Origin of the sequence: Photorhabdus sp. HUG-39 (assembly GCF_963878365.1) — a bacterium.
Classification (GTDB): domain Bacteria; phylum Pseudomonadota; class Gammaproteobacteria; order Enterobacterales; family Enterobacteriaceae; genus Photorhabdus; species Photorhabdus kayaii.
Map to the genome: position 1 here is coordinate 19591 of NZ_CAWNWY010000005.1, position 15578 is coordinate 35168.

At 39.2% G+C, this 15578-nt stretch carries 16 protein-coding genes and 1 pseudogene; 13 read left to right on the plus strand and 4 right to left on the minus strand.

The features are described from left to right. The first annotated feature begins 2 nt into the window (after positions 1-2). Positions 3-1931 (plus strand): DNA topoisomerase III, encoded by a 1929-nt coding sequence (locus AAC155_RS05225; RefSeq protein ID WP_113041294.1) that lies wholly within the window; start codon positions 3-5, stop codon positions 1929-1931. A 59-nt stretch (positions 1932-1990) separates the two neighbouring features. On the opposite strand, the gene xthA is transcribed toward AAC155_RS05225, so the two are convergent. Beyond that, positions 1991-2797 carry an exodeoxyribonuclease III gene (gene xthA, locus AAC155_RS05230; RefSeq protein WP_113041295.1) on the minus strand — a complete coding sequence of 269 codons (807 nt, stop codon included), beginning with the start codon at positions 2795-2797 and terminating at the stop codon, positions 1991-1993. A gap of 502 nt (positions 2798-3299) precedes the next feature. Here xthA and AAC155_RS05235 point away from each other — a divergent pair. Both AAC155_RS05235 and AAC155_RS05240 read left to right on the plus strand, forming a co-directional pair. After that, complete coding sequence (locus AAC155_RS05235) at positions 3300-4163, plus strand: helix-turn-helix domain-containing protein (RefSeq protein ID WP_112875830.1); 864 nt, start codon at positions 3300-3302, stop codon at positions 4161-4163. Positions 4164-4340: 177 nt separating this feature from the next. After that, entirely contained in the window at positions 4341-4604 is a 264-nt protein-coding gene (locus AAC155_RS05240; protein ID WP_205068528.1) for a hypothetical protein, read from the plus strand. On the opposite strand, the gene AAC155_RS05245 is transcribed toward AAC155_RS05240, so the two are convergent. Then, complete coding sequence (locus AAC155_RS05245) at positions 4564-5010, minus strand: hypothetical protein (protein WP_315902000.1); 447 nt, start codon at positions 5008-5010, stop codon at positions 4564-4566. The genes AAC155_RS05240 and AAC155_RS05245 overlap by 41 nt on opposite strands. 1384 nt (positions 5011-6394) lie before the next feature. Between AAC155_RS05245 and AAC155_RS05250 the strand changes: the two are divergent. From AAC155_RS05250 to AAC155_RS05280, 7 genes and pseudogenes are all read left to right on the plus strand, one after another. Beyond that, positions 6395-6706, plus strand: a pseudogene (locus AAC155_RS05250) (phage tail tape measure protein); the annotation flags it as partial. A gap of 93 nt (positions 6707-6799) precedes the next feature. Further along, entirely contained in the window at positions 6800-7060 is a 261-nt protein-coding gene (locus AAC155_RS05255) for a DUF1902 domain-containing protein (protein ID WP_113041296.1), read from the plus strand. Positions 7061-7213: 153 nt separating this feature from the next. Next, positions 7214-7384, plus strand: a complete 171-nt coding sequence (locus AAC155_RS05260) for a type II toxin-antitoxin system HicA family toxin (RefSeq protein WP_113041297.1) — start codon at positions 7214-7216, stop codon at positions 7382-7384. A 691-nt stretch (positions 7385-8075) separates the two neighbouring features. Continuing rightward, on the plus strand, positions 8076-8660 hold the full coding sequence (locus tag AAC155_RS05265) for a hypothetical protein (RefSeq protein ID WP_113041298.1): 585 nt from the start codon (positions 8076-8078) through the stop codon (positions 8658-8660). A 4-nt stretch (positions 8661-8664) separates the two neighbouring features. After that, entirely contained in the window at positions 8665-9084 is a 420-nt protein-coding gene (locus tag AAC155_RS05270; protein WP_113041299.1) for a type II toxin-antitoxin system YafO family toxin, read from the plus strand. A 275-nt stretch (positions 9085-9359) separates the two neighbouring features. Beyond that, positions 9360-10130, plus strand: a complete 771-nt coding sequence (locus AAC155_RS05275) for a Thoeris anti-defense Tad2 family protein (RefSeq protein ID WP_113041300.1) — start codon at positions 9360-9362, stop codon at positions 10128-10130. Next, positions 10096-10269 carry a hypothetical protein gene (locus AAC155_RS05280; protein WP_158536497.1) on the plus strand — a complete coding sequence of 58 codons (174 nt, stop codon included), beginning with the start codon at positions 10096-10098 and terminating at the stop codon, positions 10267-10269. The genes AAC155_RS05275 and AAC155_RS05280 overlap by 35 nt, the downstream gene beginning before the upstream one ends. A gap of 223 nt (positions 10270-10492) precedes the next feature. Here AAC155_RS05280 and AAC155_RS05285 read toward each other — a convergent pair whose 3' ends face one another. Both AAC155_RS05285 and AAC155_RS05290 read right to left on the minus strand, forming a co-directional pair. Further along, the gene (locus tag AAC155_RS05285) at positions 10493-10801 is read right to left on the minus strand and encodes a hypothetical protein (RefSeq protein WP_109791599.1); all 309 of its coding nucleotides are present in this window, start codon (positions 10799-10801) and stop codon (positions 10493-10495) included. Positions 10802-11367: 566 nt separating this feature from the next. Then, positions 11368-11850 carry a winged helix-turn-helix domain-containing protein gene (locus tag AAC155_RS05290; RefSeq protein ID WP_229015676.1) on the minus strand — a complete coding sequence of 161 codons (483 nt, stop codon included), beginning with the start codon at positions 11848-11850 and terminating at the stop codon, positions 11368-11370. A 682-nt stretch (positions 11851-12532) separates the two neighbouring features. Between AAC155_RS05290 and AAC155_RS05295 the strand changes: the two genes are divergently transcribed. From AAC155_RS05295 to AAC155_RS05305, 3 genes are all read left to right on the plus strand, one after another. Next, the gene (locus AAC155_RS05295; RefSeq protein ID WP_112875832.1) at positions 12533-12982 is read left to right on the plus strand and encodes a phage tail protein; all 450 of its coding nucleotides are present in this window, start codon (positions 12533-12535) and stop codon (positions 12980-12982) included. Between the two features lie 68 nt (positions 12983-13050). After that, entirely contained in the window at positions 13051-14148 is a 1098-nt protein-coding gene (locus AAC155_RS05300; protein WP_191214764.1) for a phage tail sheath family protein, read from the plus strand. Between the two features lie 11 nt (positions 14149-14159). Next, positions 14160-15536 (plus strand): phage tail sheath family protein, encoded by a 1377-nt coding sequence (locus AAC155_RS05305; protein WP_113041302.1) that lies wholly within the window; start codon positions 14160-14162, stop codon positions 15534-15536. Positions 15537-15578: the final 42 nt, after the last annotated feature.

Below are 15578 nucleotides of genomic sequence, written 5' to 3' on the forward strand. Positions count from 1 at the left end.
CCATGCGGCTTTTTATTGCAGAAAAACCAAGTCTAGCCAGGGCGATTGCCGATGTTTTACCAAAACCGCATCGCCGTGGTGATGGCTTTATCGCTTGTGGAGATAACCAGTTTGTTACCTGGTGTATTGGGCACTTACTGGAACAGGCGGAACCTGATGCCTATGACAGTCGTTTTGCTCGTTGGTCATTGGTTGATCTTCCAATCATTCCTGAAAAATGGCAGTTAAAACCGCGACCTTCTGTTGAGAAACAGCTCAACATTATCCAGACATTGTTGGAAAAAGCCGATGAAATAGTGCATGCCGGTGACCCAGATCGGGAAGGGCAACTGTTGGTGGATGAGGTTTTGGATTTTTTGAAACTGGATGCTGTGAGGCGGAAAAATGTTCGCCGCTGCTTGATAAGTGATCTAAATCCACAAGCGGTAATCAGAGCTGTTGATCGGTTAAGAGATAACCGGGATTTTATTCCGCTATGTGTTTCAGCTCTTGCTAGAGCTAGGGCTGATTGGCTTTATGGCATTAATATGACCCGTGCTTATACCTTGCTTGGCCGCAATGCGGGGTATCAGGGGGTATTATCTGTCGGGCGGGTTCAGACCCCTATTTTAGGTTTAGTCGTTCGTCGGGATGAAGAGATTGAGCATTTCGTACCCAAAGATTTTTTTGAGGTGAAAGCGCATATTGTTACGCCGAAAGATGAACGTTTTATCGCTATCTGGCAACCAAGTGAATCTTGTATCGATTTTTTAGATGAAGAAGGGCGATTGATACACCGGCCTCTGGCTGAACATGTTGTTGCCAGAATAACCGGTCAACCAGCCTATGTGATCTCTTATCAGGATAAACGGGAATCTGAAGTTGCTCCTTTGCCATTTTCATTATCTTCTTTGCAAATTGAAGCCGCTAAACGTTTTGGCCTAAATGCGCAACAAGTGTTGGATATTTGTCAGCGATTGTATGAAACACATAAGCTAATTACTTATCCCCGTTCTGATTGCCGTTATTTGCCGGATGAACACTTTGCCGGTCGTCATGCAGTGCTTAATGCGATATCTATTCACGCAACAAATCTGTTGCCACAAGAGTTACTGGAAATAGATAGAAAGAATCGTTGTTGGGACGATAAAAAGGTTGATGCTCACCATGCAATTATTCCTACAGCTCGAAGTAGCCATATAAATCTGACGGATAACGAGTCTAATATTTATGGTTTGATCGCCCGACAATATTTGATGCAATTTTTCCCAGATGCCATATTCCGTAAATGTGTTATTGAATTGGAAATTGCGGGTGGAAAATTTATTGCTAAAGCCCGTTTTCTTGCTGAGGCAGGCTGGAGAACGTTACTTGGTAATAAAGAGCGTGATGAAGAGAATGACGGAACGCCATTACCCGTTGTTGCTAAAGGTGATGAATTATTGTGTGAAAGAGGAGAGGTGGTAGAGCGCCAAACTCAACCGCCAAAGCCATTTACTGATGCGACTATCCTTTCTGCTATGACCGGAATTGCCCGTTTTGTACAGGATAAAGAGCTGAAAAAAGTCCTTCGTGCAACAGATGGGTTGGGAACGGAAGCCACGCGGGCTGGCATTATCGAACTGTTGTTTAAACGGGAGTTTCTTTATAAAAAAGGGCGTCATATTCATGCAACACCTGCGGGTAGGGCGTTGATCCATGTATTGCCTGATATGGCCGCTTTACCGGATATGACCGCTCATTGGGAGTCTCGGTTAACGCAAATCAGTGAAAAACAGTTCCGCTATCAAGATTTCATGGGGCCACTTGAGGAGACATTGCAGCAATTAATTTTGCAGGCCAAACAGAACCGTAATTTAACCGCTTTTCGTGACTTACCACCACTCCCAGTGAAAGATAAAAAGGGGAAAAAAATAAAAGCAACGAAAAATGCCAAAACAGCTGCGCCATAGAGCGCAGCAATTATTGCATTATTTAAAAAAAACGATTGATATTCGGTGTTAACGGAATATCAAATTTCAAATTCTGCCCAAACTGGGGCATGATCTGACGGTTTTTCCATCTCACGGATTTTGTAATCAATGCCTGTTGCGATACAGCGCTCCGCCAAGGGTTTACTTGCAAGCAGTAAATCAATCCGCAATCCGCGGTTATCATCAAACCCTTTGGATCGATAATCAAACCAGGAAAATTGGTCATTACATTCAGGATTGAGATGCCGGAATGTATCAACCAGGCCCCAATTTTTCAGGCGATCCATCCAATCTCTCTCTTCTGGCAGAAAAGAACATTTACCTGTTTTTAACCAGCGTTTTTGGTTGTTCTCACCAATTCCGATATCCATATCTGTCGGGCTGATATTCATATCACCCATGATAATCACTTGTGATTGAGGGGTTAAGTTTTGCTCCAGGTAGTTTTGCAGATCCTGATAAAATTTCTCTTTTGCCGGAAATTTCACTGGATGTTCACGATTTTCTCCCTGTGGGAAATAGCCATTAATAACGGTTAATAACCCGTGTGGGGTTTCTATTTCTGCCATGATAACACGGCGTTGAGCATCTTCATCATCCCCTGGAAAACCACGATACACCGCAAGAGGCATCTGGCGCGTTAACAGTGCAACGCCGTAATGGGCTTTCTGGCCGTAATAAAATACATGATAGCCAAGCTCCCCAACCTCTCCTAAAGGGAACGCTTCATCATGAACTTTTGTTTCCTGTAGACCGATAACATCGGGTTGATGTTGCTCGATGATCGCAGCTAACTGATGGGGGCGGGCACGTAATCCATTAATATTAAAAGAGATAAATTTCATCTTTTACAGCCATCCAGTAAAAAGACACAGGAACAATAGTAACAGATGGATTTTAAAAAGTAACTATTGACAATGGTCAGCACGAAATAGTAACGGAACCCCTAATATTATAATTTGCTGTGAAAAATATAATAATTTGTGGTGAGAAAGAGCCCCTGTTAGACCGTTTTTATCTCTAGTGTTACAAAAATTGATTACTGAAAAATGTAGAACCCTATCCTAATCTTTGATAGAAAATTGAGCTCGTTAGTAATGTTTATATTTTCTAATGGTTGATTGGTTGAGATTAATTTTTGAACCATGATAAACATGAATAATAGAGTTTATTGAGCCACCTATGTATTGAACATACGCTTTTTTTATGTGGTATATGTTTGAGAAGTATTTGTTTTTTTGTACAAAATTTATGCCTTCACAGTATCAAACTTGATTTAGCTGTCATTTGGTGAAGGCTATTTCAAAGAAATTATTTTAGCCACAAGTTATATAGGAACGGTGAATTATGTTTTTTTCTCGTAAATTAGAAGCATTCATGGCAGTGGTGGAAAATGGTTCTTTAAGTAAAGCGGCAAGAGTGATGAACCGTACAACTCCTCCAGTAGCTAAATCAATCAAAGACTTCGAAGCAACATTAGGGAAGCGCCTTTTCAAAAGGGAGAAATTTGGGATGAGTCTGACTAAAGATGGTTTAGAATTATATAATGATCTTAAAGATCTTTATTTACAAGAAAAAGAAATAACTAAAAAACATATCAGTGGTAGTATATGTAACATAGTTAATATTTATTACGATTGGGGGAAAAACAAACATCTTATTTATTTATATAAGGCAGCTGACAGAAATAGCTCACAGGTAAATATATTCCGGTTTAGTTATGATAACATTGAAGAAATAGTGGATTATGACGGGAATACTCTCATTCTGAGCTCAGAAAAGATACTAAGTGACCGTTTTCTTCTCATTCGCAAAATAAAAGGGCCTGAATTGGGAATTTGCTGCCGAAAAGAGTTATTAGATATTGCTAATGGCGATGTGATGCAATTACTAAAGAGTAATACTTGGCTATGCGATCCTGTACTTTATAAAAGTAGCTTCATTAAAAACTTGGAAGAAGAAGTTATTCAAAGTGGTGGAAAAGTAAATATGCGTCAGATGGATAATATGGGATGCTGCATGAATTTCATTTATTCCAGAGATTATATATTTATTACAGATTCTCATCCTGATGAATTGGAAGGAGGAGATGCTTTGAGTTTTGTTCCCATTGAAAAACCTGGTGCAGCAAATCAATGTTATATTTATAAGTCTAAATCACACTCAAGTGTTCTTAATCGTTTTATCGATTCAGTTAATGACATGAGTTAAAATTTATCTACGCGGAGAGGATTATTGTAAGCTCCGCGTTGTTATTATGCGGAGATAATCATAAAGATTTTTCACTGTACCTAAATGATAAATTTAAATTTATATTTATAATTCTTATTTGAATATTCCGAGTGAATGTTTGGTCGTGGTGAGGAAAAATGGACCGTTCCTCGCCTTTTGGCGCAACTTGTACTACAAGCTCGACATTATCATACCCTATGGATTTCAAGATGCTTCGCGACGGCAAGGGAGCGAATCCCCGGGAGCATAGATAACGATGTGACCGGGGTGAGCGAGTGCAGCCAACAAAGAGGCAACTTGAAAGATGACGGGTATATTCATCCGCGTCTGGTGTTTGGCACGGCCCATTGTGCATGCACAAATCTGCATGGCTTTTGCTTTACTGCTTTAGCCATGGTGTTGTGGTACTCCAAAAAATAATGTTAGCCCCCAAATAGTTTTCAGCAAAATTAGTAAACTCCTCCTCAGTGAAGGGTTTTTTAGTTTTTGGGTTGGTGTAGGTCAGTGTGGGTTCTTGGACTGCCATTGTCACCAAATCCAGCTTGCCTTTGTAACGATTGAAAAAGGGATAAGCGTTTTTCATCTGAGCAGATTGATATGGCACGATATCGGGGCCACCGAGACCGATCTTATTTTTCGACGCGAAATTAAAAAAGCGAGACATATACTGATGCTCGGAAAGCAGATCCTGATAGCGTTTGCGCAACGCTGTATTCCATTGAATAGCAACCCAACCATAACCTTGTGCTTTGCCTTCACCGGGATTATCAACTTGAGCAACTAAACCGCCTTGATATTTTGTGCCTTGCTGGAGATAAAATGGCATAAACAACTTGTACACCGTCAATATTTTGACGTTCTAACAGAGGACGTAATTGATCGAGCTCATCGGATGAAGTGTAGAGATAGTTTTGTGGTTTTCCTGCGAGTGCATCAGTTGACAATAAACTAAAAATCAGAGTGGCTAAGATGAGTTGTTTTAGCACCATGATTATTTCCCTCCTTAATTGTAAGGGAATGAGTAACCGGCTTATGACAGTTTAACAAGACAGATAGTTCCATGACTTTACGAATTTATTTAACACCACAAAGTTACTTTATTGATTAATTGGTAATTATTTTCCGCATCTTAGTACTCATTTATCCCTATCTTTGTAAATAAGTTCTCATTAAAAACAAATAAGAATATTATTAATTAATATAATTTTATTAGGATTGTTGACTGTTTTTTTTGGAATTATTTAGTTGTTTATTGTTGAAGTTCAATAAAAATTAAACGAACGGCATTTTGTGATAATAAAGTCTTGACTTTGTTATCAGATAATTAAGGGGATTGTCCCATCTATAAATAATTTATCTTGCTGTGGAAGATAAGGAATAAATGGTGGGCATATCAGTGTAAAATATAATTTATACCCTATGTATGGGTTTCAAGATGCATCGCGACGGCAAAGGAATGAATCCCTGAGAGCTTGTTATTCGCATAGCATGAATGAGAATTACTCTTTTTTACAGTGAATTGACGCAGGATATTTAAAAAGGAATAATGAGATTGAAATTAATATAACATATTGAATAATAATGAGAATAGAATATTTCTCACATGGAGTGATTATCTAATTATAACCAGATATTCAACTCCATTTCATTTTATGGCAACCAATGTAAGATTATTTTTTTTCAATAAATGTCATGTTATTGTTATGGGGATTAAATATCCTGCCCGATACGTTGTTATATCGATGGCGATAGAGTCTGGGCATTAAAAATCGTATTTTTTTGAAAAAAAGAGTTGATCTTTATATACACCAATTAAGAGGATAGGGGAATTAGGCAATCGCTTATTTTGTTCATGTGTTGGTGTGTTGCGAAAACCTGAATGGCCTATGTAAATATTTACAGCTTAGTTAACTACTGGCTAGGAAATACCGATGCGGCTTATTTCCCGATATGACAATAATGGCATGGCCTTATATTAAGTTCTTATTGTTGACTAATGACCGCAGAAAATTTAGGAGAAAATATGACGAATCCAACACCGGTGATTATCTTCGATCACAATCGCTACAGACTAAAAGTTTGGCGGGCAGAGTGTTAGTCTGGCTGTACAGCAATGGCAAACAGCAAATTATGCTGTATTACATTGAATTCCAGGCTACGCATTGCGTGGTTTTTTCTTTTCACACCTGATAGGTGCGCAATTGAAGCAATTTGATGATGCGGCTCAGCACATGGGGCGCACGACAGAATACAGCGCAAGTCAGACCGCAACAGCATTAAAGCTAATGGCTAGTGCAAAACCCGAACTGATGAAAATCAACGACGGGCTGATTAAGGTAACAAACCGCGCATTGATTCTGGTACAAGCTGGTGGCACGACTTTGCCGGATACCACCTGAACGTTAGCTCTGTGATTGAATCAGTTCGGTGTATCAGCAGCCGAGGCAGATTGTTATATCAACGTTCTTGCAGTCGGCGCAAAATACGGTTCATCTGAAATTACAGATACAGCCGCAGCAATTTTAACGATGCGTTAGTGATGGCTTAAATAATCACCTTTTCTTACATTATTATGTGGGTTATTATTAACCAATAGCGAGCATTAAGGGGGCATCATGAGCAACACAGTTTACAAAGCACATTTCGGTGATCGACAAACTAGTTTTGTTGTAAAAATCACACATGATGACGTATGGATTGCGGAATGTGATGAGCTTGGCCTTGTTACGGAAGCTAAGTCATACGATGAATTAACAGAGCGAGTGTGGGAGATAGCTCCCGAACTATACGAGCTGAATGAATTTGGTAGTAACCCTGATGGAATGAAAATTAGTTTCGTTCAGGAACAAGCTTATGATTCAAGGATGGCGCTCTGACATGGGATCTGGCTTATATCCACAACTTAAAGAAATTCTATACCCTATGGATTTCAAGTTGCATCGCGACGGCAAGGGAACGAATCCCTGGGAGCATAGATAACTATGTGACCGGGGTGAGTGAGTGCAGCCAACAAAGAGGCAGCTTGAAAGATGACGGATATATTAGTTCATGGCTGTTATTTTATTAGGCAAGGTAAAGGCAGTCATGAAATCTGGCGTAGCGATATCACAAACAAAAATTTCAGTGTTCCATACACAATAGTTTCAAAACATACAGCTAACGCTATTCTTAGGCAGGCCGGAATTAACCTAAAAATATAGCCCTTACGGGATTTTTTATACACACACGCCGCTTAACTACGGTTTTTTATTTAATCAACCTCGCTGAAATCGCGAGGTTTTTTTATGGAATTTTTACAATATCAATCTATTGGAAATAAATCAGGAAATAGCGTAACTGTTAACTGTTTTCGTTAACTGAATAGCTGTTAGGATAAATATTACTACAGATATTCCGATGAAGATATTTGGCTATATGGGTGAAAAACCAGATGATACTTTTCTCAGTGAAGAAGGAATATTGCTATAGGGTTTTCTTGATGCTATTGACCATCTTATTATTCGCATGGTACGAGTGAGAATTATTCTTCTTTATAGTGATGGGTGATTGAAATTTAAAAAGGAGTGATGGGGAGTAATCTAAAATCGGAAGATAATGTCCCGGTCTGGTTGGTAAATTCTAAGCTTGGTGTTGCAAATGGGATGGCAAAGAATGCTTCTTATAAATCTGATTGTGCTTTGATAAGCAAGCATGCAGAATAGTGTAAGGTAGTGCGGAAGGCGATATGTATACTGTATTCCTATATATACCCTACGGATTTCAAGATGGATCGCGACGGCAAAGGAGCGAATCCCCGGGAGCATAGCGGACTATGTGACCGGGGGGTGAGAGTGCAGCCAACATGAAAGATAACGGGTATATCTATCCCACAGACAGATCAAAGGGGGTCACATGACAGTAGGAATGACAACGTTAGTAACGTTGCTAACTCCACTTCCAGACGTTAATCAGTTAGCAAAATTGCCAGAGTATCTTTCTGCTCCGATTACGCAATTGGTGCAAGACAGAGCAGGGCAAAAAATGCTGACTGCTCAAGAGGTAATGTCATATTTCTCTGAATCTAAAATGGCGCTTGCCTACCTGAAAGAAAATACCCAAATTGGTATTGAATTACTTGAAACCATTGACCGTGACGGGATCGAACCAGATATAGATATTCGTGATGTAGTCGAACGTTACGAATCCGCTGCAAAAATCGCCACGAGTCAACTCCATCTCTTGAAATTAAGTTATATTCTTGCGGAGTCTTCGCCTGCATGGGGACCGCATGTCAAGCTATTCCAAACGCATTCTCAGAGAGCGTTGAGGATTTTTGCAAATAATAGAAACGTTTTATTGCGTATTGCAACAATGTTAAAGCAGTACTTGCCAGTTAATGCAGGTGAATATACACCGAAAGCCGACGCGGAAAGTTACAAAGAGTTGGTGAATCTCTCGCATAAAAAGCTCGGTATTTCATTGCCTGTGTGGGGTTAGGTATATGGTTTACGTCAGCGTGGCGGAAGAGCTACTTTTCAATGCGGCTGCTCATGATTACGCAACCATGTTGGTTAAATATTTGAGTGGTGCAGAAGAGGTGTCTGGTTGGCTTGGATGCCAAGGGCGTTTTGAGCGCAACATGCAGGCTATGGAATCAGGAATATGGAAGTTACATATTCTTCCCCTGAATGAAAAACCGTGGCCGACAAATGTGATGCTACACAACAGGAAAAGTGACAATTATCTGGTTTATGCTCAACATTGGTATTATGAAAATCATTATCAGGTCATGGCCGTGGTGATGCCAGATGCACATTCGCGTATTGATAGGCTCTTGGATAAGCTAGTTCATATCGTAGAAGATTCTTTCCAGTGTCTAAATGAGCGGGAATTAAGGCTGCTTAATCATGTAAGCGCATGAACCCATTTACTAAGAAAAGCATATAGACCTGCTCCGGCAGGTTTTTTTATGGAATTTTACAATATCAATCTATTGGAAATAAATCAGGAAATATCGTAATCACTAACTACTCTTATTAATAGTTTAGGCTTAGCACTCGCGGTGCTTTACCGTCTATGCAGTAGTAAACTTAAGAATATTCTATTGAAGTAAGAATCTAATTTGAATAATATCTTATGGCTATTTGGCAGTAAGATGAAATTACCTTTATTAATAAATAATTAAGTGAGGTGTTTATGTCTGAAATTAATAAGCCAGAAGTTACTGAAATAGAAAATAAACTCCCTGAGCATAAATCATTAAACCCTGATCAATACAAATGTAATCATGTTGTTGCCCCAGAAAATTCTTGTCCGTGGGCGATTATTCAAGTGTATCTAGGAAATCAAGCACGTCGTGGTGATTGGGATTCTCCTAATGAATGCATACGCCTTATTCCTGAATCGAACGCTAACAGTGAAGGCAATAATCTGATTTATATTGAGAAGTGCGATAAGCATGGGCATTGGTTACCTTGGCAACCAACGCCGGAAGATATAATGGGTAGTGATTGGTCATTGTTAGAGCCAGATAACAATATGATGGTTTTTGATGTTACCTTGGGGACTAGTAAGTATGATACTGGGCAGGACTGGGGATATATGAGTGGCAAGGGAGCCTTTGGTAAGGGAGAATCTACTTTCGGTACTTTAAATATAACCCAAAATAAAATAGATATTAAAAGCATTTTAATGTTCTACTATAATAGCAGCGGATTGTATTTGAGAGTATATTTTGATAAAGCTAATTATCAGAAAGTTAAAGAAGTACTCAAGAAGAATTTTTATGTCTCAGTTGATAATGTAACTTATGATTTTGGAACTTTCTTGCATGATCATGATGCAGATAACGATAATTATGAATACGATGTCTACTATTATGAATCGGAAAACCCAACCGTAGAAAAACTAGGTGCCATATTAAAGCAGACAGGTGAAACCAAGCGTTTTTACTGTAACTGGCGTTAACTATACCCAATGGATTTCAAGATGGATCGCGACGGCAAGGGAGCGAATCCCCGGGAGCATAGCAAACTATGCGACCGGGGTGAGCGAGTGCAGCCAACAAAGAGGCAACTTGAAAGATGACGGGTATATATTATGTTGAATTCCAAGCCTCTTACTTGCGGAGTTTTTCATATATAAAGTCCACTTCCACGTTCTCAGATAATGTCTGATGTGGCATTCAATTTCAACTACCGAGTAATCCTCGGTAGTTGATAAGTATTTAGCAGAGAATGAAGATGTTACTTTCTGCGTAGTGAAGTTTGAGCTATATTGAACTAAATCTTCTTATATACGAGAGATATATAGCTAACTCTTAAGAATCTTTATATCCAATTAAACTCAGCTTCTGTGGTTAGAGTTGCGTCTAAATTGACGGCTGTAATTCTATAGTAATAAACAGCGTTAGGAGGCGCGTTGAGTATTTTAGTTTCTCCAGGCCAGACATCAATAGAATTATAGAATTCATACTCCCCAAATGGGGATGCCCAGAAATTTAAAACCCTCATTGCTGCTTGGCCGTTGTTTTTTATTGCTATACTTCTCCATCGAATAGGAATGGCTATATTCCCATTTTTATAAGCTTCGATAGCTTGGTTAGGGTTTAGGAATATTTTGAAATTTGTTGATATCATATTGGTTTCCTTATTATTGCTGTTATTTGTTGGCATATATAATCAGGTGATTTCACCTGTGACATTTAACTTAACACTTTCTATGAGCAGTTAAATATTGAAATTTATCAGTGACGTAAAAGGAATAAGGTAAACGTAAAAGCGGTTAATACACATTCCATGCTACGCATTGCGTGGCCTTTTCTTTTTTCACACACGTTTAACGGGATCTTAATTTCTGGTTGGGGTGGAAATATGAAATTCATGGACAAGCCGATTGACATCTGGATGTAGCTATGATTATGGCTGTTATCAGTCAAAGAGATACGAAAATCCCGACAGTGGCGGGGACATGTATTCCTGACGGATTTATTGCCGATAGCGGTAGTCGTAATTAATGACGAAGGAGTTACACCGATAAAAAATAGATAACTTAATATCATGAATCATGATCTTTTCTTATTAAAGCGGCCCATAACTTGCTGAAATGAGCCGTAAAGAAGTGGATGAAACCCGCTTGTATGCTGTTTAATTTAATGGACCATCCATTGATGGGGATTTAATCATTTTTTAAATAAAAATCATCATTATCTCTTAGCCAGAAAAGGAGCTGTATATAGGATAGTTGATATCCAAATGATTGCGGTGATAAACATAACAATCATCCTGGTGAAACGCCAATAAAATGGCTTTGGCGGTGTAGCGATGGGAATAGGTAATTGAGTATTTTGGAGCTGACGATTATCTTGTTCGTCATCTTGAAGTGGCAGGATAAAACGATAACCTTGTCGGTACACCGTGTGTATGGCTTCACCTAGATCACAATAGCGTAATGTGCGGCGTAACTTACAGATTAATTGCAATAAATTGGTTTCTGCTACTCCATTTTTGCGTTCAGGCCAAACCAGAGGGATAAGTTGTTCCCGGTTTAATGTATTCCCTTGTGAGGCATGTTCCCACAGTGCGAGTAGCAGGCGTTTCTCTTTTTCTGTAATGATAAATATATTTTTACCATGAATTATTTTGTTTGAGTCACAGTCTAAATAAACATCTCTAGTTATTTTCAACATAACGCATTCTCTGCCTCTGTTTAGTGTTTGTCTATTCTCTATAGCCAGGAGGGCTCAATTAGGCTTATGCCTGTTAGAATTTATATAGCTTCTGCATGAGTAATGCAAGAAAATAAATAATTTAAAAATTTTTATTTTATTTTTTCATATGGGTTATTTTTCTGTTTTTTATTAAGAAATAAAACTAATGATAATTAATTGTTAGTTTTATTTATACTTGCAGTGATTCTAACTCTATTGTCCATGAAGTAAGGAAGATTTAGAAATATAGATAAAATATTTTTAGGTATTATTTGTGGTTTATAAACTCGTTTTGTGAAAATTGATAATATAGATGTCTACAAATAATAACCCTATGAGTTGAATGATATTATTTTATCATATTGAATTGTAAGTAAAAATAGAGATAAAAATAATTATTTTTTATTTTTAACTTTTATTTGGCGGTATGGGGGTATTACTGTTTCGATGAATAGTTTAAAGCTCCAACAGTGTGATGTTTATCACGTATTAACTTACGTTAACCAGTAGTCAGATCGCCTCATTCTTGAATGAGGGGTTGGATATTAAAGCACGGTGAATACACAAGTAAGGCATTAGGCATGATACCTAAGGGCGGTAGCGTACCTAAAATGATGTGTATTCTAACCCGGTTATGAATTTAACTCTTAAGGAAATAACAATGTCTACAACTGCCGATCAAATTGCTGTTCAATACCCCATTCCAACTCACCGTTTTGTCGTGACCGTTGGTGATGAGCAAATGTCTTTCCAAAGTGTATCGGGATTGGATATTAGCTATGACACCATTGAATATCGTGATGGAATTGGTAATTGGTTACAAATGCCCGGTCAGCGTCAGAGGCCAACAATTACCTTGAAGCGCGGTATTTTTAAAGGGCAATCTAAATTGTACGATTGGATTAATTCTATTTCGCTTAATCAGATAGAGAAGAAAGATATTTCTATTAGTCTCACCGATGAAACAGGTTCAAATTTGCTAATTACTTGGAATATTGCTAATGCTTTCCCAGAAAAACTGACGGCACCCAGTTTTGATGCGACCAGTAATGAAGTTGCGGTGCAGGAAATGAGTTTGAAAGCCGATCGGGTGACTGTTGAATTCCATTAATATACTGTTTGGTGTCAGGAATAGTCTGACATATCAATTCAATGCAGTACTGTTTAAAGGCGAATATTATGACAATGAGTACAACCTATCCGGGTGTCTATATTGAAGAAGATGCTTCATTGGCGCTTTCTGTTCGTACAAGTGCAACGGCGGTCCCTGTTTTTGCTGTCGGAGATGAAAATCTTTTTAGGTCAGGAGATGACTATCATCGTGTTAATAGTTGGCTAGAATATCTGGCTCTAAGAGGTAGACAATTTAATCCTAGTGATAAGCTTGATATTTCACTGCGTGCCTATTTTATTAACGGCGGTGGATATTGTTATCTCGTTAAAACTAAATATTTAGTAAACCAAGTTCCAAAGTTGGATGATGTCACATTGCTGGTTGCTGCCGGAGAGGATATTACTACTGCTGTAGGTACACTTTGCCTACCGGGCAAAGGCTTATTTGCCATTTTTGATGGCCCAGTCACTCAAATAGATTTGAACCAAAAACCCGATGAAGTACTTAAGATTTATACCGCTACCGCCTATGGCGCAGTTTATTATCCTTGGCTGACCGCTGAGTGGGGAGAAAAAAATGAAGAAGGGAAAAGAGCTAGCGTTGATATTCCACCCAGTGCAGTGATGGCCGGTATTTATGCCAGTGTCGATAACAATCGAGGTGTCTGGCAAGCACCCGCTAACGTTGCTATTCAAGGAGGATTACAACCTAAATATCCGGTGACTGATGATCTGCAAGGACAATATAACAAAGATAAAGCGTTGAATATGATCCGTACTTTTCCTAAAAGTAGCCCATTGGTTTGGGGAGCCAGAACACTTGAGGACAGTGATAATTGGCGTTACATCCCTGTTCGCCGTCTGTTTAACAGCGCGGAACGAGATATTAAAAATGCCATGAGCTTTGCGGTCTTTGAACCTAATAGCCAACCAACTTGGGAAGTTGTACGCCGAGCGATTGATAATTATCTCTATTCTCTCTGGCAACAAGGCGGATTGGTGGGCAATAAAGCTGAACAAGCTTATTTTGTTCAAATTGGTAAAGGCATCACCATGACTGATGTCGATATTAAACAAGGCAAAATGATCGTTAAAATTGGTATGGCCGCTGTTCGTCCAGCCGAATTTATTATTTTGCAGTTTACGCAGAACATCGGACAATAATTGGAGGCAGTATGCCAATAGCACCAACTTATCCTGGCGTCTATATTGAAGAAGATGCCTCACCGGCGCTCTCTGTTAGTCAAGGAAGCACCGCAATCCCTGTTTTTATTGGGCGTTTTTTACCGAAAGAAACCAGTACGACGCCAAAAATAACACGTATTAGTAGCTGGCTGGATTTCACTAATCAGTTTCATGTGGGTTGTGTTACGTCAATAACGATTAAATCAACACCTCCACCTGCCGCTAAAAAATCTAAGAAAGTTGAAAAAGTTGAAGGTGATATATCAACCGAAAACGAAAATGGAGAGGTTAATAATGATCCAGAAGAAGAAAAAAAATCTGATTACACTTACGAGGTGACAGTTAACCACACGACAAGCAGTGATGCTTTAAAGCTTTATTTTCAAAATGGCGGTGGGCCTTGTTATATCCTACCAATAGCTGATACCAATAATACGACTCTGGCATTAATCCCAGAATTAATTAAGCAGGCTTTAGAAATTACCTTAATCGTCTGTTCTGAACAGGATTCTGGTTATCAGAGTCAGATATATAACAGCCTGACATCTTCATTATTAAATGAGGGCTATTTCCTTATTGCTGATAATCAGGATAAAGCATTCGCTATCAGCACTAACGTATCCTCACAAACCGCAACGTATTATCCCGCGGTGAAAGTCTCACAACTTATGCAAACGGAAGAGAGTCTTATAGATGTTTTAGGTTATAAGGATGCAAAAGCAAACAATGTTACCAATTTGACGGAACTCAAAGAGAAAAACCCGAATGTCTATAAGGAGGCTATTACTGCAATAAAGAATGTAAACAAAACTATTCCCGCCAGTGCAGTGATGGCCGGCGTCTATTGTGCTACTGATGCCAGTCGTGGTGTCTGGAAAGCACCGGCTAATATTGTTCTGAGTGGCATTAGTGATGTAGAAGAACGGCTCACCGAAGATGAGCAAGGTACCATGAATCAAAAAGGTATCAATGCTATCCGCTATTTCAATAATCGAGGGTTTGTCGTGTGGGGCTCACGTACCCTGAAAGATGATGACAACTGGCGCTATATTCCGGTACGGCGTCTCTTTAATGCGGCGGAACGGGATATCAAACAGGCCATGCGATTTGCCGTCTTTGAACCCAATAGTCAACCGACTTGGGAACGAGTAAGGTCAGCCATTGACAACTATCTCCATCAACTCTGGCAACAAGGGGCGCTGGTTGGCAATAGCCCACAGGAAGCCTATTTTGTGCAAATTGGCCAAGGTATCACCATGTCCGAGAGCGATATTAGGCAAGGAAGAATGATCGTCAAGGTTGGGATGGCGGCGGTCCGTCCGGCTGAATTTATTATCCTGCAATTTTCGCAAAAAGTAGCACAGTAACCATACTGGGGCGCGGTTTGCCGCGCCTGTCCTGTAGAGGAA